This window comes from Novosphingobium sp. BL-A-28-Hi1-0D (assembly GCF_055521755.1).
Genome location: NZ_JBVFVV010000002.1, coordinates 348,353 through 374,834, shown reverse-complemented (window position 1 = coordinate 374,834; position 26,482 = coordinate 348,353). Strand labels below are relative to the sequence as shown.

At 63.4% G+C, this 26,482-nt stretch carries 18 protein-coding genes; 9 read left to right on the top strand and 9 right to left on the bottom strand.

Annotated elements, in window-relative coordinates; genetic code table 11:
- Nucleotides 1-415: 415 nt before the first annotated feature.
- Nucleotides 416-2,941, top strand: coding sequence for a TonB-dependent receptor (locus ACZ1JW_RS19320; RefSeq protein ID WP_465142950.1), 2,526 nt, complete (start codon nucleotides 416-418; stop codon nucleotides 2,939-2,941).
- A gap of 74 nt (nucleotides 2,942-3,015) precedes the next feature.
- A complete protein-coding gene (locus ACZ1JW_RS19315) occupies nucleotides 3,016-3,813 on the top strand; it encodes an SDR family NAD(P)-dependent oxidoreductase (RefSeq protein ID WP_465142949.1) in 798 nt (265 codons plus the stop codon).
- A 3-nt stretch (nucleotides 3,814-3,816) separates the two neighbouring features.
- On the opposite strand, the gene ACZ1JW_RS19310 is transcribed toward ACZ1JW_RS19315, so the two are convergent.
- Complete coding sequence (locus ACZ1JW_RS19310) at nucleotides 3,817-5,601, bottom strand: FAD-binding protein (RefSeq protein WP_465142948.1); 1,785 nt, start codon at nucleotides 5,599-5,601, stop codon at nucleotides 3,817-3,819.
- A gap of 176 nt (nucleotides 5,602-5,777) precedes the next feature.
- Here ACZ1JW_RS19310 and ACZ1JW_RS19305 point away from each other — a divergent pair, with 176 nt between their 5' ends.
- Nucleotides 5,778-8,159 carry a TonB-dependent receptor gene (locus ACZ1JW_RS19305; RefSeq protein WP_465142947.1) on the top strand — a complete coding sequence of 794 codons (2,382 nt, stop codon included), beginning with the start codon at nucleotides 5,778-5,780 and terminating at the stop codon, nucleotides 8,157-8,159.
- A 26-nt stretch (nucleotides 8,160-8,185) separates the two neighbouring features.
- Nucleotides 8,186-8,911: an SDR family NAD(P)-dependent oxidoreductase gene (locus ACZ1JW_RS19300; protein ID WP_465142946.1), complete on the top strand. Its 726-nt coding sequence runs from the start codon at nucleotides 8,186-8,188 to the stop codon at nucleotides 8,909-8,911.
- Here ACZ1JW_RS19300 and ACZ1JW_RS19295 read toward each other — a convergent pair.
- Complete coding sequence (locus tag ACZ1JW_RS19295) at nucleotides 8,896-9,381, bottom strand: nuclear transport factor 2 family protein (protein WP_465142945.1); 486 nt, start codon at nucleotides 9,379-9,381, stop codon at nucleotides 8,896-8,898. The two genes, ACZ1JW_RS19300 and ACZ1JW_RS19295, sit on opposite strands and share 16 nt — an antisense overlap.
- 32 nt (nucleotides 9,382-9,413) lie before the next feature.
- Here ACZ1JW_RS19295 and ACZ1JW_RS19290 point away from each other — a divergent pair, with 32 nt between their 5' ends.
- Nucleotides 9,414-10,499: a DUF1214 domain-containing protein gene (locus tag ACZ1JW_RS19290; protein ID WP_465142944.1), complete on the top strand. Its 1,086-nt coding sequence runs from the start codon at nucleotides 9,414-9,416 to the stop codon at nucleotides 10,497-10,499.
- Here the strand turns inward: ACZ1JW_RS19290 and ACZ1JW_RS19285 are convergent.
- Entirely contained in the window at nucleotides 10,496-11,728 is a 1,233-nt protein-coding gene (locus ACZ1JW_RS19285) for an SLC13 family permease (protein ID WP_465142943.1), read from the bottom strand. The genes ACZ1JW_RS19290 and ACZ1JW_RS19285 overlap by 4 nt on opposite strands.
- A 10-nt stretch (nucleotides 11,729-11,738) precedes the next feature.
- Nucleotides 11,739-13,271, bottom strand: a complete 1,533-nt coding sequence (locus ACZ1JW_RS19280) for a malonate--CoA ligase (RefSeq protein ID WP_465142942.1) — start codon at nucleotides 13,269-13,271, stop codon at nucleotides 11,739-11,741.
- A gap of 94 nt (nucleotides 13,272-13,365) precedes the next feature.
- Here ACZ1JW_RS19280 and ACZ1JW_RS19275 point away from each other — a divergent pair, with 94 nt between their 5' ends.
- Nucleotides 13,366-14,046: a GntR family transcriptional regulator gene (locus ACZ1JW_RS19275; RefSeq protein ID WP_465126552.1), complete on the top strand. Its 681-nt coding sequence runs from the start codon at nucleotides 13,366-13,368 to the stop codon at nucleotides 14,044-14,046.
- A gap of 232 nt (nucleotides 14,047-14,278) precedes the next feature.
- Entirely contained in the window at nucleotides 14,279-16,522 is a 2,244-nt protein-coding gene (locus ACZ1JW_RS19270) for a TonB-dependent receptor (RefSeq protein WP_465142941.1), read from the top strand.
- Nucleotides 16,523-16,619: 97 nt separating this feature from the next.
- Here the strand turns inward: ACZ1JW_RS19270 and ACZ1JW_RS19265 are convergent, their stop codons facing one another.
- Nucleotides 16,620-17,432, bottom strand: a complete 813-nt coding sequence (locus ACZ1JW_RS19265) for a crotonase/enoyl-CoA hydratase family protein (RefSeq protein ID WP_465142940.1) — start codon at nucleotides 17,430-17,432, stop codon at nucleotides 16,620-16,622.
- Nucleotides 17,433-17,524: 92 nt separating this feature from the next.
- Between ACZ1JW_RS19265 and ACZ1JW_RS19260 the strand changes: the two genes are divergently transcribed.
- A complete protein-coding gene (locus tag ACZ1JW_RS19260) occupies nucleotides 17,525-18,670 on the top strand; it encodes an acyl-CoA dehydrogenase family protein (protein ID WP_465142939.1) in 1,146 nt (381 codons plus the stop codon).
- A 16-nt stretch (nucleotides 18,671-18,686) separates the two neighbouring features.
- Nucleotides 18,687-19,646 (top strand): acyl-CoA dehydrogenase family protein, encoded by a 960-nt coding sequence (locus ACZ1JW_RS19255; protein ID WP_465142938.1) that lies wholly within the window; start codon nucleotides 18,687-18,689, stop codon nucleotides 19,644-19,646.
- Nucleotides 19,647-19,679: 33 nt separating this feature from the next.
- Here the strand turns inward: ACZ1JW_RS19255 and ACZ1JW_RS19250 are convergent, their stop codons facing one another.
- The 4 genes from ACZ1JW_RS19250 to ACZ1JW_RS19235 all read right to left on the bottom strand — a co-directional run bounded on the left by ACZ1JW_RS19250 (nucleotide 19,680) and on the right by ACZ1JW_RS19235 (nucleotide 26,306).
- Nucleotides 19,680-21,866: a TonB-dependent receptor gene (locus ACZ1JW_RS19250; protein WP_465142937.1), complete on the bottom strand. Its 2,187-nt coding sequence runs from the start codon at nucleotides 21,864-21,866 to the stop codon at nucleotides 19,680-19,682.
- 133 nt (nucleotides 21,867-21,999) lie between these two features.
- Nucleotides 22,000-23,403 (bottom strand): TolC family protein, encoded by a 1,404-nt coding sequence (locus tag ACZ1JW_RS19245; RefSeq protein WP_465142936.1) that lies wholly within the window; start codon nucleotides 23,401-23,403, stop codon nucleotides 22,000-22,002.
- Nucleotides 23,400-24,467 carry an HlyD family secretion protein gene (locus tag ACZ1JW_RS19240; RefSeq protein WP_465143118.1) on the bottom strand — a complete coding sequence of 356 codons (1,068 nt, stop codon included), beginning with the start codon at nucleotides 24,465-24,467 and terminating at the stop codon, nucleotides 23,400-23,402. The genes ACZ1JW_RS19245 and ACZ1JW_RS19240 overlap by 4 nt, the downstream gene beginning before the upstream one ends.
- A 102-nt stretch (nucleotides 24,468-24,569) precedes the next feature.
- Nucleotides 24,570-26,306: an ABC transporter transmembrane domain-containing protein gene (locus tag ACZ1JW_RS19235; protein ID WP_465142935.1), complete on the bottom strand. Its 1,737-nt coding sequence runs from the start codon at nucleotides 26,304-26,306 to the stop codon at nucleotides 24,570-24,572.
- Nucleotides 26,307-26,482: the final 176 nt, after the last annotated feature.

Here is a 26,482-nt window from a genome sequence, read left to right as displayed (position 1 = left end):
CCGAACATGGCCGCCGAACCAGAAAAGTGTGTATTTGCTTACATTTCGTAGATGATCGCCCGGATGTTGGCAAGGTCGGTTGTTGCGCCGCCTGAGCTGGGCGCTGTTCGGGAAATCGGCAGCTCAATTCCGAATTCGCTACGCAAAGCACGAATGAAAATTGGGTGTTGCAGTCTTTTTGCGTAGTTGTTAGTTTCGACTCAACAACAGAACAGAATCCGGGATGAGGGGTGTACGCCCGCCTGTGGCGGGTCGGCTTGGGGCGACCTGGCTATGACAGCTTGGTGCACTTCTCTCGTTCCGTGACCCGCGAATCATTGCGGGTCGTGACGCCGTTTGCGCTTGGAGGGAGAGAGTTATGCCTGAGGAACGATATCTTAAGTCGGTAACGCTTCGCCGCTGTGGCGCGGGTCTGATGGCCGGCGTTGCCATGTCCTGCATCGCGCTGCCGCAGCTTGCTTATGCTGCAGAGGCCGCTGCAGAAGAACAGGCCAGCGAAGGCAACCAGCCCAGCAACACGGAAATCATCGTCACGGCCAACCGTCGCGAGGAACGCGCGCAGGACGTGCCGATCTCGATCACCGCGATCAGCGCCGAGAGCATCCGCGAACGCGGGCTGACGCAGCTTCAGGACCTTCAGGCTTCGGTGCCATCGCTCGTGGTCGGCCCGAACGGCCAGGCCTCGCGCGACGTCATGTCACCCTCGATCCGTGGGCAGAGCGCCTCGTTTCAGGGTTCTCCGGCCGTCGTCGTGTACATGAACGAAGTGCCGCTCGTTTCGGCGATCACGCTGTCGGGCCAAGGCGGCCCGGGCAGTTTCGTGGATCTCCAGAACGTGCAGGTGCTGGCCGGTGCGCAGGGTACCCTGTTCGGCCGCAACACGACGGGCGGCGCGATCCTGCTGACTCCTGCCAAGCCCACCGACAAGCTTGAGGGCTATGTACAGGTCGGCGCCGGCAACTACAGCATGATCGAGGCCGAGGCCGTGCTGAACCTGCCGATCTCGGACAAGGTCCGCCTGCGCCTCGTTGGCGCCTCGCGCGATCGCGACGGCTTCACCCAAGACGTGAACTGGAATAAGGATCGCGACGACCAGCACTGGCGCATGGGCCGCGTCGGTCTGTGGCTCGAGCCATTCGAAGGCGTCACCAACTACACCTTGGCCTACTACGGCAAGTCGCACAGCAACGGCACCGGTTCGATCGCCAAGAACTTCAACACCAACTATTTCGTCGGCCTCGCCACGCGCCCGATTCCGGTGGCACCCGGGGTATCGTTCCCGCTCGGCGCCATCGCCCCCACCTTCAACTTCTGCGGCGCTGGCACCGGCCCTGCGAACTGCAGCTTCTACACCAACCTGCTGAACCAGCAGAACGCACGCGGCATCCGTCAGACCGCGCACGGCATGGACAGCTTTGCCAAGCTGGAATCATGGAGCATCAGCAACACTACCGACGTCGAGCTGACCGACACGCTCAAGCTGCGCAACATCCTCAGCTACTCGGAACTGAAGTCCTATTACGCCAACGATCAGGACGGCACGATCGCTCCCGTCTATGACACCGGCACCACGGTCGAAAGCCGCACTGCGCCGCGCGACTGGTACAAGCAGGTGACGGAGGAACTGCAGCTGCAGGGCACGGGTCTGGACGACAAGCTGACCTACACCGTCGGGGGCTTCTACTACAAGCAGAGCCCGCGCGGGACGATGGAGTCCTATTCGATCAACGTCTGCGCGCTGCAGACGACCACCGGATGTTCCATCGGCGAAAGCCGGATCCGCGTAACCAATGAATCCAAGGCGCTCTATGCACAGGGCTCACTGGACTTCGGCGCTTTCTCATCGGCGCTCGACCGTCTGCGGTTGACTGCGGGCTATCGCTACACGTGGGACACCGTGGAGGGTTCAACCACGTCGTTCAGCTATGTCCCGCTGCCGGGCGGCGCGAAGTTTGTCACGGCCTGCTCGTGGAAATCCAATCCCAATCCCGGGCAGCCCATTGCCGATCCGCTGAACACCTGCCTGTTCGGCGCCAAGCTCAAGAGCTCCTCGCCCAACTGGACCATCGGGCTCGACTACCGTCCGAACGACAACATCATGGTCTATGGCAAGGTGACCCGCGGCTACAAGGCCGGCGGCTTCAACAGCTACGCCGTGTTCGAAAACACACGAACCTTCGGGCCGGAAACCGTCACCGATTACGAAGCCGGCTTCAAGACCGACTTCAATGCCGGAGGCATGCGCGGCCGGTTCAACGTCAACGGCTTCTGGCTGGACTACAAGAACATCCAGCGCGCTGCCGGTGACTTCAACCGTGCAACCGGCGGCAATGGCGCGATCACGCTGAACAACGCTTCGGCAGTGATCAAGGGCGTCGAAGTCGAGGCGATGATCCAACCGACGCAGAACATCGAACTGGGCGGCAACTACAGCCACCTCAACGCCAAGTACAAGTCGTTCAAGTTCGATTCGAGTTCGGGTGTGTGGGATTGCACCGCGCAGTCGATCACCTCGCCCAAGGTCTTTGCCGGCGCAGACATGACCTGCCGTCCGCTGCAGTATCTCTCGCCAAACATTGTGTCGGTCTATGGGCGGTTCACGCTGCCGGTTTCGGAGGATGTCGGCAACCTGAGCCTGTTCCTCAGCTACAACTGGACCGACAAGCAGCCGACCGCGCCGTTCTCGACCGAACGCTTCCCGGACGGCACGATCAACGAGCCAGGCGTGCTGCTGCCGAGCTATGGCCTGCTCAATGCGACGCTCGACTGGAAGGGCGTGATGGGCGCACCGGTCGACCTCAGCCTGTTTGCCACCAACATCACCAAGAAGAACTACATCATCTCGAACACCGGCATCTTCCAGACCATCGGTGCGCAGAGCGTGATCTACGGCGAACCGCGCATGTTCGGCGTTCGCCTGCGCTACAGCTTCGGCAACTGATCGAAGCGGATCATTGAAGGAGGCCGGGCATGATTGCCCGGCCTCTTTCGGTTTCTTGCCCAAGGGGACAATCGATGGGTACCAGGCTTGAAGGACGCGCCGCAGTCATCACCGGGGCTGCGGACGGGATCGGGCATGGCATCGCGCGGCGTTTTGCCCGCGAAGGCGCGAGTGTCATCGTTGCCGACTTTGACGCCGAGCGAGGCCCATCGGTGGCCAAAGAACTGCGCGGGCTTGGTGCAAGTGCCGAATTCATCCGTTGCGACGTGTCGCGCCGCGATGACGTCTTTGCGGCGGTTGATCTATGCGCCGACCGTTTCGGTTCGGTCGATATCCTGGTCAACAATGCCTATCGCGGTGAAGGCCCGATCCGCATCGAGCGCAAGACCGACGAACGTTTCGAAGATGCGCTCAGGATGTGCCTCTACGCCACCAAGTGGGCGATGGAGCGCGCCCTCCCGCACATGAAGGCGCGTAAGTGGGGCAGGGTCGTGAACATGGCCTCGCTCAATGGCGTGAATGCCCACATGGGAACGGCCGATTACAACGCAGCCAAGGAGGCGGTGCGCGCCTATTCGCGGACTGCCGCACGCGAATGGGCGCCCTGGGGCATCTGCGTCAACGTGATTTGTCCGGCAGCGGTCTCGGCAGCATACCGCCGCTTTGCCGAAATGGCGCCCGACGTGGCGGCTGCAAGCGCGGCTTCCAACCCGATGGGCCGCATGGGTGATCCAGAAGCGGACATCGGTGGCGTGGCACTGTTCCTTGCCAGCGAAGACGCCCGCTATCTGACCGGCAACACGCTTTTCGTGGACGGCGGCGGCCACATCAACGGCGTTCCGTGGGTGCCGGACTTTGGCGACGACGGCTGAGCATCACATATCGGCCAGGCTCGCCATCGTCCGGGCCGCACGCCTGCCTGACCACACGCAATCGGCGTAGGACAGGCCGCTGACATAGAGGTTGGAACAGATGCCGACCGCATTTCGCCCCGCCGCGTAAAGCCCTTCGACGCGCCCCCCATCGAGCGCTTTGACCGCGCCGGTCCGCGCGTCCACCAGCAATCCACCGACTGTCATGCAGGCGATGGGGAACATGCGGGCATCGACCGAGGCGTCGATGGCATAGAACGGACCCTCGTCCAGCACGGCGAGGTCTGCCCCGGTCTTGAACAGGGGATCGGTCATTTCGCCCAGCGCGGCACGGTTGTAGGTCTCCAGCGTCTGCGCAAATACCGCCTGGTCGAAGCCGAGCTTTGCGGCAAGCGCGGCGGGGGAAGGGGCCTTCACGGCCGCGAACAGCGCGTTGACCAGCGTGATGTCGCGCTGGAAGGCGAGCGTCTCGGGTGCGAAGGCATCGCGCAGCGACTGGCGATAGAGCTTGCGGTCCAGCACGATCCAGCCCCGGCCGCCGTGGCGCTCGACCATCGCGTCACCGATCCTTGCGCCATACCATGTCTCGTTGACGTAGCGTGCGCCGGTTCCATCGACCAGCATGCCGCGTCCCCACGAGGCGGGGGGCGAGAGAAATCGCCATGCCGAAACGCGCTCCATCAGACCGGTTGCCGCCCCGGCCGTGACGCCGAGCATGATGCCGCTGCCGTTGTCTCCCAGCGTGCCGTTGGGAAGACCTGCGGCATAGGGCGCCGCGAAATGGCGGACCATGTCGGAATTGCAGATGAACCCGCCCGCGCTCAGCACAACGCCGCGTCGCGCCCGGAACCACGCACTGCTGCGGCTCGTCGCCTCGAGTGCGCGCGCCCTGGCGAGGAACTTGAAACCGCGCGCGTAAGTGAAGCGCGCGCCGGGGAAGGTCGGCGGCAACATCGCCATCCAGGCGTTTGCCTTTGCCACGAGCCGCGAATGCTTCGCCCGGACTTCAGGATCGCGGAACATTTCCACGCGCACGCCAATGACCCGTCCGGCCTCGTCCAGTGCAAGCTGACGTGCTTCGGCCTGGGTGTGGAGCTGCAAACCGCGCCGAAGCGCTGAATCGCGTAGCGGCTCCCATATCCCGGCGCCCAGGCCCCACGGCTTCTTGCCATTGCGCCGCACCGTGCGATGGCCGCGCGCGGCGGGCGGGGTATGGCTGCGGAACGGTTCGGCAAGGCTGCTGTCGGGGTGGTAGAGGAACCGGTCGAGCGGAGGATAGGACGTCTTCTTGCTGTAAAGCGTGGCGCTGAACGGTGCGCCGTGTCCGCGCAGCCACTCGAACGTCTCGACGCTGCGCGCGCAGAAATCCTTGAGCGCATGTTCGGGCACCACGTCGCCCACTTCGGTGCGCAAGTAGGCTTCCATCCTCCCGGCATCATCCTCGACCCCGGCCTCGCGCTGGATCGAGGTGCCGCCGCCTGCGTAATAGACCCCGCCATTCGCCGCCGAGGAGCCGCCGCCGTCGTAATGATCGAGCGCGATGACCGAGAGGCCCTGCTCGAGTCCCTCAAGCGCTGCGGAAACCCCGGCGCCGCCCAGACCGACGACGACCATGTCGGCCTCGCCAGCCCAGTTGTGCGCATCGGCATCGGCGAGACGCAGCGGCGCGTCGATGGCAAGGCCCCAATCCCGTATGGCAGAGCCGGGTGGCGGCAATGCTGCGCAAGTGCCTGTGCGCCAGACGCTTTCCGGATGAAGCGGCCCCGCCTTGCCGTGTGCCTGCTCCATGGGTCTCTCTCCTCGCCGCGATGACCATTGTGCGCAGCCAACTGCTACTCAAAAAACGCATTCAGCTACATTTTGCAAGAAATGCTTGTCAATCTCGTTTCAAAATCATAGACTTTGGACCGAATTGGAATACGCAAGAGCGTATCTGAACGAATCCACGAGAGGGAGAGGACATCGTGAGGAATCTACTTGCCGCCACGGCATTGAGCTCGCTTGCCTTCATTGCAGGCCCCGCCTTCGCACAGGCTGCACCGCAGGACGCTGCGCGGGATAGTGCAGCCCAGAACGATTCTGGCATCGGCGAAATCGTCGTCACTGCGCAGAAGCGTTCGGAGAACATCCAGAACGTGCCGATCGCCATCTCGGCGGTCAGCAGCCAGTTCCTCGAAACCCGCGGCATAACCTCGATCGACAGCCTCGGCTCGATCGCCCCGAACGTGAAGTTCGAACGCGCGCCGTCGAACAAGACGATCTCCCAGATCGCCATCCGCGGCTCGGTCACGATCAACCCGGCGGTAACCTGGGAACCGGCGGTCGGCCTGTACCTGAACGGCGTCTATATCGCCAAGGCACAGGGCTCCATCTTCGACGTTGCCGATCTTGAGCGCGTCGAAATCCTGCGCGGGCCTCAGGGCACGCTCTATGGCCGCAACGCGCTGGCGGGCGCGGTCAACCTCGTGCCCAAGATGCCGACTGGCGAACTCGGTTTCAGGGGCGAGCTGACCCATGGCAACTTCAACTACTGGAAGGGCCGCGCCGTGCTCGACCTTCCGGCAATGGGCCCGTTCTCGCTGAAGCTTTCCGGCCAGATCCAGAAGCGCGATGGCTTCATCAAGCTGACGCCGAATCCCTATCCGCAGGCGTTCCTGGCCGGACCTGCACGCACAGGTCGCACCAACGACCTCGATGGCAAGAGCGGCATGGTCCAGCTGCGTTTCAAGCCTGAAGGCAGCAACTTCACAGCCGACTACATGTTCGACTATTCGAAGTTCGACCAGCGTCCAGACTATGCCCAGCTCATTCGCGTGAACCGCAATGGCCGCCCGGAAGACATCTTCGATCCCAACTCGCCCAGCTATCCGTTCGCAGGCGCGTTCTTCCCGCTCAACCTCTATGACCGGGCCGACCGCCAGTCGACCGCATCGCTGGATGCCAACCCGCTCTATGAACGTTCGCGCACCTATGGCCACGCGCTGACGCTTGCGCTCGATCTGGGCGGTGCAACCGTCAAGTCGATCACGGCCTATCGCAATCTGAAGTGGGCGGACTCTCTCGACCTCGACGGCTCGCCGCTGCCGGTGGCCTTCACCGGTCGCGACACCAGCTTCCACAGCTGGAGCCAGGAACTGCAGGTTTCCGGCCAGACCATGAGCGACAAGCTCAAGTATGTCGCGGGTGTGTTCTACTACAAGGAAAAGGCCGAGACGCTCGGGCCGCAAAGCTTCTTCGGTGGCGGTGCCTCGTATCAGTCCGACTATGGCTCCAACACTGAAGCTTTCGCGGTGTTCGCCCAGCTTGACTACAACTTCACCGATGCGCTCAAGCTGACGCTCGGTGGGCGTTATACGCACGAGAAGAAGGACGTGCGCCGCTTCCTGCGGATCAATTATGATGCCGCCAATGGCATCACGTCTCCGCTGGTCGTCGCTAACATTCCTTACGGCGGCGTTCCGGATGCCAAGTACAACCGCTTCAACCCGGCCATTACCCTTGCGTATCAGGCGAACCAGAACATCAATCTCTACGCCCGCTTCGCGCAGGGTTTCAAGTCGGGCGGGTTCAACGGTGAGACCAACGACTTCCGTGCGCCGACTGCAGACTGCCCTTCGGGTGCGTTCGAGTTGTGCAACCCCTACCGTCCGGAAACGGTCGACAGCTATGAAGTTGGCGTGAAGACGCGCCTTGCCGATGGCAAGGTGATCCTGAACGTCGCGGGCTTCTGGGACGAGCACAAGGACATCCAGCTCTCGGTGTTCACCGCCAATGGCGCTGCTTCCTCGATCGTCAGGAACGCCGCCTCGGCGCGCATTCGCGGTCTTGAAATCGAGACGGTGATCCGTCCGGTCGATGTGCTGACGATCAACGGATCGCTCGCTTTCCTTGATCCGCAGTACAAGAACTACATCGAGGCGGTGAACGGCGTCGATACCAACGTCGCCAAGAACCGCGCCTTCCCGCATACGCCCAAGACCACGGCTGCGGCAGGCGTCGATCTTCGCGTGGCGCAGGGCAATTGGGGTCGCCTGAACGTCAACGGCGATATCAACTATGTCTCCAGCTACTACACCTTCCCCTATGCGCTGGTGACGCCGAACGCTTCGGCGCAGAACGCGAACAACACCAAGTCGAAGGGTCGCACGATCGTGAACCTGCGCGCTGCGGTGTCGGAAGTGCCGCTGGGCGGTGCCACGGCCGAGCTTGCATTTTGGGTCAAGAACCTCACCAAGGAGCGCGATCCTTCGAACTTCATCGACTTCGGTCCGGGCTTCGGTGGCCTGACGGTCGGGTACTTCCCCGATCCACGCACCTACGGCCTCACGCTGGGCGTGAAGTTCTGATGCTGTTCGCAGGCAAGAGAGCATTGGTGACCGGCGCGGCCTCGGGAATAGGCCGCGCCACCGCCATCCGCTTTGCCGCCGAGGGGGCGACGCTGACCATCGGCGATCGCAACCTTGCAGGGCTTGAGGAAACGGCGGCGATGATTGCCGCCGCTGGCCACAACGCCCCGGTCGTCCAGGCATATGATGCAACCGATTATGCCTCGTGCCACGCGCTGGTCGACACCGCCGCGCGCGACGGGCTCGATATCGTCTGCAATATCGCCGGCCTGCTGAGGTGGGGTCGTTCCGAAACCTTCGCTGCCGAAGACTTTGACCTGCTGATGCACGTCAACGCCACCAGCGTCTTCGTGATCTGCCAGGCCGCGATGCCGCACCTGCTCAAGAGCAAGGGCAACATCGTCAACACCGCCTCGACCGCCGCGCTGCAGGGCCAGCCCTACAACGCAGCATACTCGGCCTCGAAGCACGCAGTGGCAGCGATCACCAAGGGCCTCGCCATCGAGTATGCGGCCGCAGGCGTGCGCATCAACGCGATCTGTCCCGGCCACGTCATCACGCCGATGACCGAGAACACGCCGCCGCCCGAAGGCGTCGACTGGGCGCTGATGATGCGCAATGCGCCCAAGCTGCTCGACGGCTCCTGCGCGCCCGAGGACATCGCCGAGATGTTCGCGTTCCTTGCCAGCGACAAGGCGCGCAAGATCACCGGCTCGCTGTTTACAGTCGACGGCGGTCAGCTGGCCGGCTGAGGCCTGTTCGGGGAAAGCAGGATGCGAGCCGCCTCTTCCCCGTCCAGCAGGGCATTGGCGCGGTGAGATACGCGCCAGCCTTCTTCGGTGCGCACCAACGTCCACCGGTTGGCAGAAACCCGCACGGCTTCGAAATCACCATCGGCGTGGCGGAACACCACGGAGTGCCCGCGCGCGGTAGCCGTGTCGCCGTCAAGGTCCACTGCAACCGGCCCAAGCACGTGCGCGCAGCCGTCGGCCATCAGTTGCCGGTGCACCGCGCCGTCGATCATGGCCGCGATCTCCTCGTGGCCGCGCGCCGTGGCAAACCCGACGACCTCATAGGTCCCATCATCGCACCACAGCGCCGCAAGAGCCTGCGCATTGCCGCAATCGGCCAGCGGACCATAGCTTGCGATCAGCGAACGGATCGTCTCGCGGTCTTCAAGCGCCTGAAGCCGCGCGGCGAGCGTTGCGATATCCAGCGACATAGACTCACTCCTCCTGCGAAAGGCCAGCCCCGATGACCGATCCCCAGTCCGATGTCGGCACCCTAGACCAAGTCTGGCGCAAGTTCTGCGCACAATTGGCCGAAGCAGGTGACGTTCTCGCCCGGCCGTCCACGCCGACGACTGCGCTCGATCAGGCAGAGGGCCTGCGCTACCTCAGCCGCCTCGCGCGCACTGCGCTCAACATGCTGGTCGACAGCGCCGATCCCGATTTCCCGCGCCTGTTCCTGCTGTGCGACGACAAGATCAAGATTGGCGCGGACAATCCGGACAACCTCTACCAGCAATGCGTCGTGCGCGGTGACCGCACCTATCGCATCACCGGCAAGCGCAACTCGGTCCCCTACTTCTCGATCGGCAGCAAGGCGAACCGCTATGCCATCGACGGCACCATGGCCTCGACCGGCGAGATCGAGTTCGCGCAGATGGAGTTCGGTCCCGATGGCACGTTCGAGATCGTGGTCAGCCGCGATCCGCAACCGGGCAACTGGCTGCCGATGGCCGACGACACCACCCTGCTGATCGTCCGCCAGACCTTCGACGACAAGAAGACCCAAGTCCCTGCCGACATCACGGTCGAGCGGATCAGTGCCGGGCCCGCAGTCCCCGCATTGCTCACGCCAGAGCTGATCGAACAGCAACTCATGGCGTCGGCCGCATGGGCCAAGGGAACGGCCAATACTTTCGCCAACTGGTCCGAATGGTTCAAGGCGCACCCCAACCAGTTCTACGATGCCCCGCAGGAGATATTCTGGAAGGCAGGCGGCGATCCCAACATCTGGTACGGGCACTTCTACTACGATCTGAAGCCCGGCGAGGCTCTCGTGATCGAGTCTCCTGTGCCCGATTGCCGCATGTGGAACCTGCAGATCGACAACTGGTGGATGGAGTCGCTCGACCATGTGCACCAGAAGGTCTGGCTCAACAACTCGATGGCAAAGTACGAGGCGGACGGGAGCGTGGTCGTGGTCTGCGCCGATGCGGACCCCGGTTTCGGCAACTGGGTCGATCTTGCCGGCCATCGTTCCGGCACAGGCCTGTGGCGCTGGATCAATGCGGCGGAAAACATCGTGCCCACGATGCGCGTTGTGAAGCTCTAGAGGATCGGCAAGCCCACGAATGCCGCCCAGGCCAGCAACGGCCCCACGCCGACGATGATTGCCGCATAGCCCAGCAATTTGCGCAGCATCGCAGGCCGCTCGTCCTCCGGCGCATTGCCGACGATCAGCGCGCCGTTGGTCGAGAAGGGTGAGGTATCGACGATGGTATTCGCGATGCAGATCGCGGCCACGACGGGCATGACCGGCAACTGTCCTGCGGCAAGGATCGGAAGGCTGAGCGGAACGATTACGCCGAGCAGGGCTGTCGAGGACGCAAAGGCCGAGACCACGCCCGCCAGATAGCACAGCAGAAGCACTGCCAGCATCGGTGAGCCGACGCGCCCGATCATCGCGCTGATCGCGTCGAGCGTGCCGATCCGGTCGAGCAGGCTGACGTAGATCACAATCCCCGAAATCAGCAGGATCGTCGACCAATCGACCTGCTTGAGTGCGCCGTCCTGCGTGCGTGGTGCAACCACGGCGAGGGCGAGGATCACCAGCAGCGCCATGAAGCCGATGTCGATCTTGAACAGTAGCGCGCCAGTTGCCAGCGCGGCAAGACCGGCGAGCGTCCAGGCGCCATTGCGGTCAAGCACCACAGGTTCGAGCCGCGCTTCATGACCGACACCGGCGACCGATTCACGCCGGATGAAGAATGCCCAGACGAGCAGGGCAATCGCGGCGTTGAACGCGGCGCTGGCAAGGAACAGGTATTGTGCATCTGCGGCAATGCCGCTCTGCCCGAGCACCTTGGCGGTGATCCCGCCATAGATCGAGATGGGCGAAAAGCTGCCCGCCTGCGCGCCATGCACCACGAGCAGGCCCATCATCAGTGGCGAAAAGCCGTGACTTCGGGCAAGCCGCATCGCCACAGGGGCGACAATGGCAACGGCAGCAGGCCCCATCGCGCCAAGGCCGGTCAGGATACCCGCCACCATGAACACCAGCAGCGGCACCAGGGCCGTATGGCGTCCGAGCAATACTGCGGCCCGCGCGACCAGCCAGTCAATCGCGCCATTCCGACTGGCGATACCGAACAGGTAAGTGATGCCCAGCAGGGTCAGGAACAGGTCGGCGGGAAAGCCCGCCAGCACATCCTTGACCGGAAGGCCTGCGCCGAACACCCCAAGGCCCAGCGCCGCGGCAAGGCCGATGAGGCCCATGTTGACCGGTAGCCACACTGCCGCCGCAAAGATGGCGACAAGGATCGCGATGGACAGAAGAATCATCGCGTTACGCTCAACCCGCGAACAGGCCCGCGTGGGCCTCGCGCAGCAGTGCTTTCTGCACCTTGCCCATCGTGTTGCGCGGCAATTCGTCAACGAACACCACCGCACGCGGTTGCTTGAAGCGGGCCAGTCGGTCAGCCAGAGCAGTGGTAACCGCCGTTTGATCCAGTGCAGGATCGGTCGCCTTGACCACGGCAACGACCGCTTCGCCCAGATCCGCATGGGGCACGCCGATCACCGCGCTTTCGGCAACGCCGGGAATCTCGTCGAGCGCGGCTTCGACTTCGGCAGGGTAGATGTTGAAGCCGCCTGCAATGATCAGGTCCTTGGCCCGCCCGACGATATGGACATAGCCCTCTGCATCGATGAACCCGAGGTCCCCGGTGATGAAGTATCCGTCTGCGCGGAACTCCTCGGCGGTCTTCTCCGGCATCTGCCAATAGCCGCCGAACACGTTGGGGCCTTTCACCTCGATCACCCCGATCTCGCCCTGCGCCAGCGCCGTTCCGCTTTCCGGATCGGCAATGCGCAAGTGCACCCCTGGCAAGGGGAAGCCGACGCTGCCGGGCTTGCGCGTGCCTTCATAAGGGTTCGAGGTGTTCATGTTGGTTTCGGTCATGCCATAGCGTTCAAGAATGGCATGGCCGGTCAGGGCGCTGAATTCCTTGTGCACTTCGGCCGAAAGCGGGGCCGAGCCCGAGATGAACAGGCGCATCGCCTGCGCAAGTTCGCGGGTGAATCCGGGTTGGGCGAGCAGGCGCGAATAGAACGTCGGCACGCCCATCAGCACCGAGGCTTGCGGCATCAGGCGGACCAGTTCCCCGGCATCGAACCGCTCGACGAAGATCATCGCAGAGCCTGCTGCAATGGTCAGGTTGGTGGCGACGAACAGGCCATGCGTGTGGAAGATCGGCAATGCATGGAGCAGCCGGTCCGCGCTGGTGAAGCGCCAGTAATCCAGCAGCGTCAGCGCGTTGGAGGCCAGGTTGGCGTGGCTGAGCATCGCCCCCTTCGAGCGTCCGGTCGTGCCCGAGGTGTAGAGAATTGCGGCCAGATCGTCAGGTCCGCGCGTCACGGCATCAAAGTGCTCCGGTCGGTCTGCAGCAGCATCGACCAGCGAACCGGCGGTGCCTGCGTCATCAAGCGTCAGCAGTTCAGGAACGCCCAGTTCCTTGCACAGCGCCGCCATTGCCGCCTCGTCCTCGGTCCGGCAGAGGACCAGCGCCGGGCTGGCATCGCCAAGGAAATACCGCAATTCGCCCACGGTATAGCTGGTGTTCAGCGGCAGATAGACCGCGCCCGCCTGCAGCGCCGCCAACCACGTCAGCAAGGCAGTTTGAGATTTCTCCACCTGTATCGCCACCCGGTCACCGGGCTCGACGCCGGCTTGGCGAAACGCATGCGCCAGTTGGGCTGACCGCGCACGTGCTGCAGCATAACTGAGGACGGCTCCGTCAGGCGAGATCAGGAACGGAGCGTCTGGCGTCGCATCAGAACTGGCAAGGAAAAGGGACAGAATGCTCTGCTCGGCTGATTGGGCCAAAAGTAGGGTCCTTGAGACATTTTGCCAGATGCTGTTATTTCCGGCATATGTGTATGCAAGATTCCAATAATCACATTCATGAGCATGCAGCAATATGAAATTCGATCCTGACTCAGCAGCCGGTATGCTCTTATCCGATCGCATCCGCCTGGCCTTGGCGGATGAGATCACGACCGGCGCGCTTCCCTCTGGGGCCCAGTTGGACGAACAGCTGCTCGGTGATCGCTTCGGCGCTTCGCGCACCCCGGTTCGCGAAGCGCTGCGCCAGTTGGCAGCAGCGGGCCTCGTTGAAATGCGGCCGCGCCGCGGTGCGGTCGTCGCAGCAATGACCACGGAACGCATATTCGAGATGTTCGAGCTTTCCGCCGAGATCGAGGCGATGTGCGTACGGCTTGCAGCATGGCGGATGACGCCGGCCGAACGTAGTGCATTGCGCAGTATTCACGAGGATTCAGCATTCGCCGTCGCACGCGGGGATGTCGATGAATACGATCGGCTCAACTGGCGCTTTCACGACGCGATCTACGAAGGAACGCACAATGCCTTCATGGTCGAGCAGGCCAAGGCGCTGCGCGAGCGCATGGCTGCTTTCCGTCGTGCACAGCTCCGCAAAAGCGGGCGCCCTGAACGGTCCCGGCACGAGCATGGTGAACTTGTCGAATCCGTGATGCGCGGTGATGGTGAGGAAGCCGCCAAACTCATGCGTGCGCACATGTTCAATGCATCAAGTGCGCTTGAGGGCTTTGCTCGGCAGTTGGACAAGAAAGTCGAGTAACCCTCCTTGCATGCACAAGGCTGTTTTTATGGTACATTGGCATGCACAATATCGATATCCTCGATAACATGCATTTTTGACTTGCGCTGTCAAATCTGCTGTGCAAGGCAGGGGTCATAACATCGCGTGCAGACACACTGTAACGCGAGGGGAGGCCTGAAGCAGATCGTTCGGACAGAAAAGAGTTCGAACACCCCCTCGTATGACAGCGTTGTCTCAAGGGAGGAAGTTAATGAAAAGACTGCAACTAACCGGCCTGGCCTCGGTATTGGTGCTATGTGCTACATCGGCCTCCGCGCAGGAAGCAGCCGATCAACCCGTGGACAATGGCGACATTGTCGTCACCGCCAACCGCACCGAGTCGCTTGCTTCCAAGACGCCGGTGGCGCTCACGGCCGTTGCCGGTACGGCCCTCGTCAGCCAGGGGATCACTAACCCGACTGCCCTTGCCGAGACCGTCCCTAACCTTTCGATCGACCGTGCAAACGGCCTGCAGATCACGATCCGCGGCGTGACCAGCACGGACGGCACCGAAAAGGGCGACCCTTCCGCCGCGTTCATGCTCGACGGCATCTACATCGCCCGTCCGCAGGTCCAGGAAGTGTCGTTCTTCGATGTCGGCCGCGTCGAAGTGCTTCGTGGCCCGCAAGGCACACTCTATGGTCGCAATACCACGGCCGGCGTCGTCAACGTCATCTCGGCCAAGCCCAAGCTCGACAAGTTCGAAGGTTCGGTCGACCTCAACTACGGCAACTACAACACCTTCCAGGCGACCGGCGTCATCAACGTCCCCGTCAGCGAAAAGATCGCCCTGCGCGGTGCGGTGAACTACGACCGTCGCGACAGTTACCTAAAGGCGGGTACCGGCTTCACTTCCAAGCTCAGCCCGTTCAAAGAGAACCTGTCGCTCCGCGGTTCGGCCCTTTTTGATCTGGGCGGCGGAGAACTTGTCGTCCGGGCCGACTATTCCAGCATCGATGGCCAGAACGTCAATGCGCTGCCACTGAGCAACGTCTACTCGAACGCCACCACCAACTTCGTCAATCCGACCTACATCGGCGGTGACCGGTCCTCGAGCCAGCTTCGCACGCTCAACGTGCCGTCCAACTTCGGCACCGACCGAAACAACAGCACTTGGGGCGTGATGGCTGACTTCAGCTACGACCTGGGCCCGGTTACGGTGAACTACCTGGGCTCCTACCGCGAATTCGAACGCCACGAAGACGGCATCAACATCCGTGGCCTGGGCGCACGTGCTATCGCCACCCGCTTCGACGGCGAATACTGGCAGCAGAGCCACGAACTGCGCCTTGCCACCAACGGCGATGGCCCGCTCAAGGCACAAATCGGCGGATACTACTTCGAGGAAAAGTCGGGCATCGGCTTCTACCTGCTCGGCCTGCTCAACCCGACTCCCAACGCGCCGGGCTATGTGTTCGGTTTCCCGCAGGATCCGACCAAGGCCAAATCCTACGCCGGTTTCGCGCAAGCCACCTACAGCCTGCAGGACTCGCTGCGTTTCACCGCCGGCATACGCTATTCGCACGACGACAAGTCGCGCATCGGCAACACCGTCACCTGCTCGACCGTGGCCTGCAACCTGCCGACGGATAGCAAGGCCAACAACAACGCTGCGCGCTCGTTCAGCAAGACCACGTGGCGTCTCGGACTCGATTATGACGTGAACGCCACGACTCTGCTCTACGCCACCGTCTCGACGGGCTATAAGGCCGGCGGCTTCAATGACGGCTGCAACACCGCCGAGAACGCCGCGTGCAACCAGAACCGCACCCTTGGCGCGCTGTACTACGAACCGGAGACGCTGACCTCGTACGAAGCCGGCTTGAAGACCCGCCTCGGCGGCGGCGTCCGCCTAAACCTCTCGGGCTTCCACTACGATTACAAGAACCTGCAGGTCAGCCAGGTCGCCACGTGTACCCCGGCAGGTGGCCAGTGCCAGGTCACGACCAACGCGGCGACTGCCAAGGTCGATGGCATCGAACTCGAAAGCAACATCCAGGCTGGCGACAACGATCACTTTGACGTTGCCGTGGCTTGGCTCAATGCCCGCTATGGCAATTTCAAGCCGAACCTGATTATCAGCGGTGCCACCGTCGAGCGGGACTGGAAGGGCCTCGACCTCGACCGTTCGCCGCGCTGGACGGTCAACCTCAACTACGTCCACACTTTCGACATCGGCAGCGCTGGCACCATCGATGCGCAGATCCGCACTCGTATCAGCACCAGCTACCAGCTGGCGGGTCTTGCCAACGTCCAGCAGCTCAAGCAGCCGGGCTTCTCGAAGACCGACGCGAACCTGACCTACAACGCGCCTGACAAGAACTATTACTTCCAGCTCTTCGTGAAGAACCTTGAAGACAACGTGACTGTCTCGTCCATCGCTTCGGGTGCGAACGGCACTGTCCAGCTCGCCGATCCGCGTACTTACGGCGTGCGCGCTGGCATCAAGTTCTGATCCAGGCTCCCTCGCCAACCTGAACGAGATAGAGTTCAGGTCGGCAAACAGTGGGCGGGCGGGGCAAATGCCTCGTCCGCCTTTCCGTGTTTATCGCTCAGTTGTTCGTGAACTCCGGCCTGCGCTTTTCGAGGAAGGCGCTGACCGCCTCGTGGTGATCCTGAGTGTGGTGGGCCAGCGCCTGATATGCCGCCGAGAGTTCGAGCAGGGGCGCGAGCTTCATGTCCTGTCCTTCGCGCAGCAGGCGCTTGGCCATGCGCGTGGCGTGGCCGGGGTTCGCGGCAATGGCATGGGCGACTTCCAGCGCGCGCGGGAGCACCCGCTCAGGGCCGACGACTTCGCTGACGAGGCCGTATTCCAACGCCTTGGCTGCATCGATGGTGTCGCCGGTAAGGGTCATCAGGCTGGCGCGGGCCATGCCGATCACGCGCGGCAGCAGCCATGCCCCGCCATCGCCTGGGACGATGCCCAGCTTAACGAAGCTCTCGGCGAACAGCGCCTTGTCCGATGCGATGCGGATGTCGGCCATGCAGGCAAGATCGAGCCCCGCGCCAATGGCAGGACCGTTGACCGCTGCGACCACCGGCACTTCCAGATCGTAGAGCGCGGTCGGAATCAGCTGGATACCGGTACGGTACTGGTTGCGGATCGACCACGCAGAGCCGCCGAACATGCCAGTCTTCTCGGCCATGTGCTTGACATTGCCCCCTGCACAGAACGCCTTGCCCGCGCCGGTCAGCACCACCGCACGGATGGATGGATCGCGCGTGGCAGCCGCGCAGAACGCCGCAATCTCTTCGCTGTGGCTGGTTTCCGAGATCGCGTTGCGCGTATCGGGCCGGTTGAGCGTGACGATTGCCACAGGGCCATCGCGCTCGATCAGCAGGAAGGGGGCGGTTTCGTCTGACATGGCCTTTCGGGTCCTCTTGGCAATCGCTTAATTGTTTGGTTAAGCCCTAACGTGTCCGGCGCGAACGGGCAACGCAAGAGAGGACTCCATCCGTGTTCGACAACATGACGCTAGCCACCCTTCCGCCTGATGACGAAGCGCTGCGCCCCGCAATCCGCGCCTTCCTCGCCAAGGAGCTGGACGGCGTGCCTTCCGATCGTCGAGCGCGTTCATGGCAAGGCTTCGACGCCGGGTTCAGCCGCAGGCTGGGTGCCGCCGGGTTCGTCGGTCTCAACCTGCCGAAGGAACATGGCGGGCAGGGCAGGGGGCCATTCGCGCGCTTCGTCGTGGTCGAGGAACTGCTTCAGGCCGGGGCCCCGGTTGCCGCGCACTGGATCGCCGACCGGCAGAGCGCGCCGCTCCTGCTGAACTATGGCAGCGACGTTCAGCGTGCCCGCCATATCCCGGCGATCTGCCGTGGCGAACAGGTGTTCTGCATCGGCATGAGCGAGCCCGGTGCAGGCTCTGACCTCGCTGGCGTTCGCACACGTGCCGAACGCGTGGGCGCGGGCTGGAAGCTCAATGGCCAGAAGATCTGGACCACCAACGCGATGCACGCCGATTACATGATCGCGCTTGTCCGTACCTCCGGCACGACCGAGGACCGCCATGTCGGCCTGTCGCAGCTGATCGTCGATCTCAAGGCGCCCGGCGTGACCGTCCGCCCCATCGTTGACCTGACGGGCGACGCACACTTTGCCGAAGTGTTCTTCGAAGACGTCATGCTCGACGAGCACGCGCTCGTCGGCAATGAGGGTGACGGGTGGAAGCAGTGCACCGCCGAACTCGCGTTTGAGCGCTCCGGCCCTGAGCGCATCTATTCCAGCGTTGTCCTGCTCGATGCCTGGGTGCGGCATCTGCAGGCTGTCGGACGCAGCGATGCCAATACGCTGGTCGGCAGGCTGACCGCCGAACTGGCAACCTTGCGCGCCATGTCGATTGCCTGCACCGCCCTGCTCGAAGCGGGCGAAAGCCCGGTGGTCGAGGCCAGCATTGTCAAGGATCGCGGCACCGGGTTCGAACAGGAACTGCCGCAAGTGATCGGCGACGATCTTGCCGCGCACCCGGATGAACCCGTCAGCGCCGAACTATACCGCACCCTGCAGTATGTGACCCACATCGCCCCCAGCTTCAGCCTGCGCGGCGGCACGCGCGAGATCCTGCGCGGGATCATCGCGCGCGGCATGGGTCTGCGTTGAGGAGGGACGAACCATCATGAACGAACTGCTTGAACCCTTCGTCCGCATGCTCGACGAAATCGCCACCCCTGCAGCCATCCGCGCGCTTGAAGGCGGTGGGTCGGTCGAGGTCATCTGGGCAGAACTTGCTGCCTCGGGCTTCCTTGACGCCCTGGTGGGTGAAGCACATGGCGGCGCAGGGTTGACGCTCGGCGACATCGAGCCGCTGGTCGAAGCCATCGGTGCCCACGCCTTGCCGCTGCCGGTCGCCGAAACCATGGTGGCCCGCGCGCTGCTTGCCGAAGCAGGCCTTGCCGCACCTGATGGACCGATCGCGCTGGCAACGGCTGTCGCCATGCCGATACCCGGCGCGCTTCTGGCCTCGCACGTGCTGGTCGACAATGGCGAAGCGCTGATCCTCGCATCCGCCGCAGCGCTTGGGCTGGAGCAGACCGGCGTGCACGGCGCGCTTGGCGCAAGGGCGACGCTTCCACCGCAGGGTCCCGCATTGCCACGACCGGCGAACGGCTTGCGGCCCATATCTGCCGTGCTTCGCGCGGCCCTCATCGCAGGCGCTGCCGCGCGGCTTGGCCAGATGGCAACCACCCACGCGTCCGAGCGCGTCCAGTTCGGCAAGCCTATCGGTCGCCAGCAGGCGCTTCAGCAGATGCTCAGCGTTGTCGCCGAAGACCTGATCGCTTGCCGCCTCGCTGCGCAATTGGGCTGTGCGGGAGGGATCGGTGTGGCGCTCGCAGCCGCCGCAACCGCCAAGATCACGACCTCGACCGCCGCCGTCCGCATCGCTTCATCCGTCCACGCGGTCCACGGCGCCATTGGCATTGCCGAGGAATACGATCTACAATTGCTCAGCCGCCGCCTGCATGAATGGAGGTTGGCGGATGGGTCGGAAGGCTACTGGGCCAAAGTGCTTGGCGAAGCGCGCCTTGCCGATCCGGTTTCCACTGTCGACTGGGTAAGAGCCAGCGTATTCGGCTGAACGCAGGCCATCAGGAGCGTAATCGCCGCCGCCTCAGAACTCGCGCCGTAGCGAGGCGCCGTAAGTGCGCGGGGTGCCGACATGGTTGTAATCGAACCCGAAGCCCGAAAGGTCGATGCGTGAGGTGAAGTAGACCTTGTCGGTCAGGTTGCGCCCCCACAGCGACAACGTCCACGGGCCCCGCCGATAGTCGATTCCACCCCCGAGCAGTGCGTAGCCGCCTTGGCGCAGGCGAGGAATGTTGACGATCTCGAAGAACTGCGACGAGACGTAGCTTGCATCCCCGCGCAGCGTGACGCTGGCAGTGCTGTTGCTCCAGGCCGTCCAGTCAAACCCTGCATTGGCTGTCAGTGACGGTGCGTTTGACAGGATATGCCCGCGCACGTCGAGGCCGCTGACGAGCCCACGCGTTGCCCGTGCATGCAGCAGGCCAAGCCCGAACTGCACCGACAGGTCGGGCAACGGCCGGGCGTCCAGTTCGAGTTCTGCACCGTAGATACGCGATCGATCAAGGTTGACGAGGGTCTGCGTCGCGTCCGCCGGGTTCACGGAAAGGAACTGCTGGTTGCGATAGAGGTAATGAAAGCCGGTCAGCGATGCGGAAACCGCGCCTCCTGCCAGTTTCAGCTTTGCTCCAGCTTCCAGGGCGTCGATGGTCTCTGGCCGCGCGACACCGGCCTCCGAGGCGTTGAAGAACGCCTGGGCATTGAACCCGCTTGCGCGATAGCCGTGTGCAAGGCTCGCAAATAGCAAGGTGCCGTCTGGCAGACGATGATCGATGGCGATCTTGCCTGAAAGGTTGCTGTTGGCAAAATGCCGGTCAAGCGGTTCGATCAGGGTTGCAACGAGCACGCCATCGAAGCCGCGCAACTGCGATGTGAGCTCGTCCTGCAGTCCGGTGTCGCGGGTGAAGCGCAGGCCTCCGCGCAAGGTCGTTCTCGCACCAAGAGCCAGTTTGGCGTCACCGAAGATCGCCCAGCTGCGCTTGTCTTGATCGAAGCGGTTCGAAACGACGCAGGCATAGAGGCTGTCGTTCGCGGTGCAGTCGTTCACATCGACGCGGCCATTGCCATCGACGTCGAGATCAGTCCAGAAATTGAGGTCAGTCGCGTTGAACAGGTCTTCGCGGTGGTGATGCGCGCCAACGATCAGGCTGAGCGGACCATCGCCTTCCCAGACAAGGCGCAGCTCCTGCCCGAACTGCGTGCCGCGATCGGTGTAGGGTATCTCCAGCGTGCGCAAGGGGCTGCCATCGGTATCCTCAGGCACGTAAAGGCTGCCCTTGTCCCATCCGGTGACCGAGATCAGTGAAAGCGTGTCGCTAAGCCGGAAGGTGCCCGTGAGCGACGCAGACCACGTCCGGGCATGACGGCGCGGCGTGAAATTCGCCTCGATCTCCCGCACGCCAAGACCGGTGCGGAAATAGCTGCTGCCCTGGCCGTAAGCCTCATAGACACCCGATCCGATGCCATCGGAGCGGGGCGATGAGAAATTCCCGTAATTCTGCGGCGTCTGCAGACTGGTTGAGAGGCGCAGGATCAGCTCGACACTGTCAGACGGCTGCCACAGCACGCTTCCGCGCACGCCATATTCGCGCGTCGAGGACAGATCAGGCTGGCCCGCCAGTCTGTTTCGGAACCAGCCATCGGCTCGCGCGGCGGTGTAGGCGACGCGGGCTGCCAGTGTCGGGGTAAGGGCCAGATTGACCGCGCCTTGCGTTTCGATGCGGCCGAAGTTGCCAAAGCCCGCCATGAGGTAGCCCTCATTCGCAAAGACCGGCCGTGCCGAGACGTAGTTGATCGCACCGCCGGTCGCGTTCTTGCCGTAGAGCGTGCCCTGCGGCCCGCGCAGCACTTCGATCCGGGCAAGATCATAGAGTTGCAGCCCGAGGAAGGCGAAGTTGCCCTTGTAGACCTCGTCGTAATAGGCCGCCACCGGTCCGGCCTGATTCAAGCTGAAATCCGACATGGAAACGCCGCGCAGGGCAAAGATCGGGGTGTTCTCTCCAACTGTCGCGCTGAAACGCAGGTTCGGGATGCGCGCGGCAAGATCGTCTGCCTGCGTGAGCCGCGCGGCCTCGAGGGCATCGCTGCCCAGAACGGAAAGCGACAGGGGCACATCGCCAGCCCGTTCGGCCCGCTTCTGTGCGGTCACGACGATTTCTGCGCCCACGTCGGCAACGGGCGGCTGAGCCGCTGCCTCGGTAGGCGATGGAAGCATGGCCACAAGGCCTGCTGCAAGCAATGACATGTAGGCTCCGGTCCAGGCTGGGGCGGCTATACGAGGGCGTGTACTGGAAGGGGAGACCCGCCGTCACAAAATCCACACTTGCAGATCATGATAGCGCTCAACCTCAGAGCCCGAGCTGTTCGCGATCGGCCAGCGCGGCGACGAGTTCGGCCTGCGAGGCGGCGTGGCGATAGTTCGCGTCGATTTCGCGCACAGTGGCATCGGCCAGCGCTTCCTCGCGCAGGTTCACCACAAGGAAGTCGCTCGCGCCCAACGAGAAGCGGCGGCGCTCGGCTTCGGCCATCTTGCGGGCGAGGGCGGCTTCGGCGGTGGCAAGCCCTGCCAGCTTCTCCGCGCCCTTCACTTGCGTACGCAAGTTGGCGATCTCCACGCCGATCTGCTCCTCCAGCAGGCGCAGCCGCAGAGACAGGGCATCCTGCTCGGCCGCAACCTCTGCAATGCGGCCCTTGGCCGCGCGCTGTTCGAGCGGCACCGAGAAACGCAGGCCCACCATGCCCTCGGTCGGCGTGCGGACGGGAGATCCCGCGCCGATATCCTTCGAGGCTTCCACCCGCACGTCGAGGCGCGGCTTCAGATCGTTTTCGGCAAGGCGCGCGCGGATGCCCGCCTGCTCGATCCGTGTGAGCAGCGCCTGAAGATCGGGCCGGGCCGCGATGGCTGCGCTCTGGTCGACAAGGCGAGGGGTAACACCGTCGCTCAGTCTTGGAGGCAGCCGCTCGGCCGATGGTACGACTGGCTGACCCAGGCCATCGCGCAGGAACAGCGAAAGCGCATTGGCCTGCAATTCCAGATCCTGCTCGGCGCGCACCAGCAGCGCCTGGCGCCGCACGATGTTCTGCTGGTTCTCGGTGCCGAGGATCGAGGGACGGGCACCCAGTTCGATCTGCCGCTCGATCGAGGCCTGCCGTTCCTTGGCAAGATCGTAGATTTCGCGATAGATGCGCACGCGCATGCCCGCTGCCACCCACAGCTGATAGGCCTCGATGGCGCGACGCTGCACGCCGATGGCCACCAGATCGCGGTCCAGCTCGGCCAGCTCGATGTCGGCGCCTGCCAGCTCGCGCCGCCCGCGACGTTCGTCGATCACGCGGTCACGCAGCAGCGAGAACAGCATCCCCGCCTTGATCTCGCCGAATTCGTTGGTGATCGACTTGCCTTCGTAAGACGCGAAGTCACCGAACGACTTGCGGTAGCCGCCATAGACCTGCCCACCGTTGTTCTGGAGCGGGCGATATGCTGAAACCTCGGCCGTGGAACCATTGTAGTAGCCGAGGGGCCGCGTGGTTGCCTCCGCGTTGAACACGAGGTCGAACTGTCCTTCCACGCTGAGCGCGCGGGCATCGGCCTGCCGCTGTCGCGCCATTGCCTCGAGGATCTGCGGGGCATGCGTGGCCGAGGATTGCAATACCTCGCGCAAGGTCAGCTCGCGCGCCTTTGCCACCTGCGCCGCTGCCGGGGTCGCAAGCGACAGGAAGGCGAGGATCGCGGCCACGATCCGGAAGATCATTTCTCTTCCCCGCCCTCACTGTATCCAGCCCCGCCGTAGCCTGCGCCGTCATACTCGTCCGACTTGCCGCCGCTCTTGCTCTTGGTCGATTCCTTGTCGGTCAGGGCCTTGAGCGCGGTTCCCTTACGCGGGCCGGTGTCGACCGGAACCGGGAATTCCAGCGGGAAGTCATTGAGCTGGCGCCACAGTTCGTAGGCGATGGTCACCGTCTCCATCTGGATCCAGCCACGCACCTTCGATCCCAGGCGAACGTAATTGTCGTCTGGCCAGGCGGGCTTCCCCGGCATCGGCTCGACCAGCACGCGGAACAACCCGCTGTTCTGGGCCGAAGGGTCAATCGCCAGTACGCGTCCGTCGAACATGCCCATCGCCACCGACGGCCAGCCGCTGAACTGGATTGCAGGCCAGCCCTCGAAATTCAGGCGCACTGCCTGCCCACGCCGGACGAGCGCCACGTCGCGGCCGTCGACCAGGAGCTCGACCACGCGCTGCTGGCGCTCGGGCGCAATTGTCGCCAGCCAGTCGCCCGCGCTGACCAGCGTTGCACCGGCTGCGGTGTTCAGCTGCTGAATGCGCCCGTCGTGCGGCGCGCGCACCAGCTGTGCCGACTGGCGGTTCAGACCGATATTGGCCTTGTTGAGCTTGGCCCGCGCCTCGGCGAGCTTGGCTTCCATTTCGGCAACCTTGATCTGCGTGTTTTCGTAGTCGCGGCGAGCGGCTAGGCCGTCGGCATAGAGCTGGGAGGTACGCGTCACGTCCAGCCGCGCTGTGGCCAGCGCCTGTTCGGCAGCCGCAATCTGCGCAACGACCTGCGCCCGCTCGGCTCCGAGGCTGGCGAGCAGATCGGGGTCGTTGTCGATGATCCGCGCGATCGGATCGCCCTTCTTGACCTGCTGGCCATCGACCACGAACCAGCGCTCGACGCGTCCGGGTACCAGCGCAGTAACCTGCTGGACGCGGTCCTCGGGATTGAGCGCAATCACCTCGCCCCGGCCCGGCGCTGTCTGCACCCACTTCACCGCGAAGAGCAGGATCAGCAACAGTGGAATCGTCACCGCGATCATCCGCCCCAGCGTGCGGGTGGTGCGCGGCACTTTGAGGCTGGCCAGCGTCGGGAAGGCGGAAAGGTCGTGCCGCACGGAATTACCAGGAGTCATGGCCATGGCTCAGCGCTCCCCTTGGGCGGTGACATCGCCCCGGGCGAATGGCTCGATATCCTCAAGGCAAGTACCCTCGCGCTGTTCCTTCGGGCCAAGCCACAGCCACCGGTCGCGCACCAGTCCTTCGGGTCGTGCGGTGAACTGCAGGATCGTCGTGCCATGCTCGCGCAGCGCTGCGAATACGCCATCGAGCCGTTCGGGCGGCAGCATGTCGTAGATTGGCGAAAGCATAAGCACACGCGGATGCGCCAGCACGGCGCCTGCCAGTTTAAGCGTCATCGTCTCGCCCACTGTCAGCGGAAAGCCCGTGCTTGAGAGCAGAGCGTCGAGCCCACCATCCAGCGCCCCTACGCGGCGGTCGAGACCGACCAGCTCCAGCGCCTGGATCATCGCGTCGGGCCGGTCAGGCGCACTGAGGGCAAGATACTCCCGCACCGACATCTCGACGATGGTCGGGCGGTCCAGCACGATCACGTCCGAACGCAGGCGATACATGTCGAACGTTGCAAGGTCCGCGCCGCCTACCGAGACGAAACCGCTGCGCGGCACTTCGAGGCGCTTGAGGAGCGTCGCCAGCGTACGTTCCACGCCGGGTGCGGCGAGGACGCCAACTTGCGCTCCACCGGGCACGGCAAAGTCAAAGCGATGCGGGCCATGCTCCACCTGACGCAGGCGGATCGATCCGTCGACAAGGCGAGCAGCGTCGCCTTCTGTCCCGGCAAGAGGGGCACCTTCCTGCGGCACTTCCCAGAACAGGTTCAACTCCTCGAGGCTCGCTGCGAGCTCATAGAAAACCTCGAGATAGGTGCCCAGCTGGGCAATGCCGTAGAACACGCCCGACAGGATCAGCTCGGCGGCCACCAACTGGCCAATCGACAACTCGCCTTCGAGGATCAGCCACCCGCCCAGTGCCAGCAGGCCCGCGCTGGCCAGCGCATAAAGCAGCAGCAGCGCCAGCGTCTGGCCAAAGGTGTAGCGGAAGTGGCGGCGATGAGCCGCGACGTAGTTCGCGGTCATGTCCTCGGACCGGCGGATGGCATAGGCCATGTGCCGGCTCGACTTGTAGACGCCGTTAGAGCCGCCCACCGTACCGAGCCAGTGCGCAGTGGCGTGCTTGGCATGGCTCTTCGACACGGCGCTCGCGATCGACGAGTTGGCCCATATGCGCCAGATGACCAGGACCAGCAGGACCAGCACCAGATTGAAGGCCAGGAAGAACGGGTGGTAGAAGCTCGTCACCAGCAGACCGACAAAGCTCTGCAGAACAATGGTAAAGCCGGCAATCAGCAGGCTTGTCAGCGCCTTCTGCACCACGCCCATGTCAAAGAACCGGTTGAACAGGTCTCCGCGCCGGGAATCGACGAAGAACGGGTTCTGCGCATGAACTGCGCGCAAAGTGATCTCCGCAACGAGCCGAGCGAAGAAGCGCCGCTCGAACTTGGCGAGCAAATGGACACGGAAGGCACTCAGGATGCCCGACAGCAAGAGCAGAGAAAAGAGAATCGCCGCAAGCGTGAGAAGTGGAGCGGGCAGGGCAGTGTTGGCGACCGAGTTGATCAGCAACTGGACCGAAATCGGCGTCGCCAGCGACAGCAGCGATATCGCCGCGCCAAACAGCAGCGCCAGCCGGATAAATGCCGCATCTGGGCCAAGTACCTGAATTGCCCAGCGAAAGAAGTCGCGGAACGTCGGTACGTGGTGATGGTTCGCCCCGGTTGACGTTTCGGAGTGGGCAACGGCCATGATCTTGGTTTAGTCCAATCTTCGCAAGTGCAGCACAAGTGGGGGCGCTTCGATGTCTTTGTGGCAATGATGTGTGAACTTTTTTTGCTGAACCGCAAGAGGCCCACCCGGACACGGATGTGCCACACAACCGAAATAGAGTGGCAAAATCGTGACTTGGGGAACTGACAAGGGTG

Excerpts from the sequence above, each read along its gene's own strand:
- ACZ1JW_RS19265 (WP_465142940.1), bottom strand. The coding sequence starts at position 17,432 with ATGTCAGACGAAACCGCCCCCTTCCTGCTGATCGAGCGCGATGGCCCT.
- ACZ1JW_RS19240 (WP_465143118.1), bottom strand. The coding sequence starts at position 24,467 with ATGATCGCGGTGACGATTCCACTGTTGCTGATCCTGCTCTTCGCGGTG.
- ACZ1JW_RS19250 (WP_465142937.1), bottom strand. The coding sequence starts at position 21,866 with ATGCTTCCATCGCCTACCGAGGCAGCGGCTCAGCCGCCCGTTGCCGAC.
- ACZ1JW_RS19315 (WP_465142949.1), top strand. The coding sequence starts at position 3,016 with ATGGGTACCAGGCTTGAAGGACGCGCCGCAGTCATCACCGGGGCTGCG.
- ACZ1JW_RS19310 (WP_465142948.1), bottom strand. The coding sequence starts at position 5,601 with ATGGAGCAGGCACACGGCAAGGCGGGGCCGCTTCATCCGGAAAGCGTC.
- ACZ1JW_RS19245 (WP_465142936.1), bottom strand. The coding sequence starts at position 23,403 with ATGATCTTCCGGATCGTGGCCGCGATCCTCGCCTTCCTGTCGCTTGCG.
- ACZ1JW_RS19255 (WP_465142938.1), top strand. The coding sequence starts at position 18,687 with ATGAACGAACTGCTTGAACCCTTCGTCCGCATGCTCGACGAAATCGCC.
- ACZ1JW_RS19320 (WP_465142950.1), top strand. The coding sequence starts at position 416 with ATGGCCGGCGTTGCCATGTCCTGCATCGCGCTGCCGCAGCTTGCTTAT.
- ACZ1JW_RS19290 (WP_465142944.1), top strand. The coding sequence starts at position 9,414 with ATGACCGATCCCCAGTCCGATGTCGGCACCCTAGACCAAGTCTGGCGC.
- ACZ1JW_RS19295 (WP_465142945.1), bottom strand. The coding sequence starts at position 9,381 with ATGTCGCTGGATATCGCAACGCTCGCCGCGCGGCTTCAGGCGCTTGAA.
- ACZ1JW_RS19235 (WP_465142935.1), bottom strand. The coding sequence starts at position 26,306 with ATGGCCGTTGCCCACTCCGAAACGTCAACCGGGGCGAACCATCACCAC.
- ACZ1JW_RS19285 (WP_465142943.1), bottom strand. The coding sequence starts at position 11,728 with ATGATTCTTCTGTCCATCGCGATCCTTGTCGCCATCTTTGCGGCGGCA.
- ACZ1JW_RS19275 (WP_465126552.1), top strand. The coding sequence starts at position 13,366 with ATGAAATTCGATCCTGACTCAGCAGCCGGTATGCTCTTATCCGATCGC.
- ACZ1JW_RS19270 (WP_465142941.1), top strand. The coding sequence starts at position 14,279 with ATGAAAAGACTGCAACTAACCGGCCTGGCCTCGGTATTGGTGCTATGT.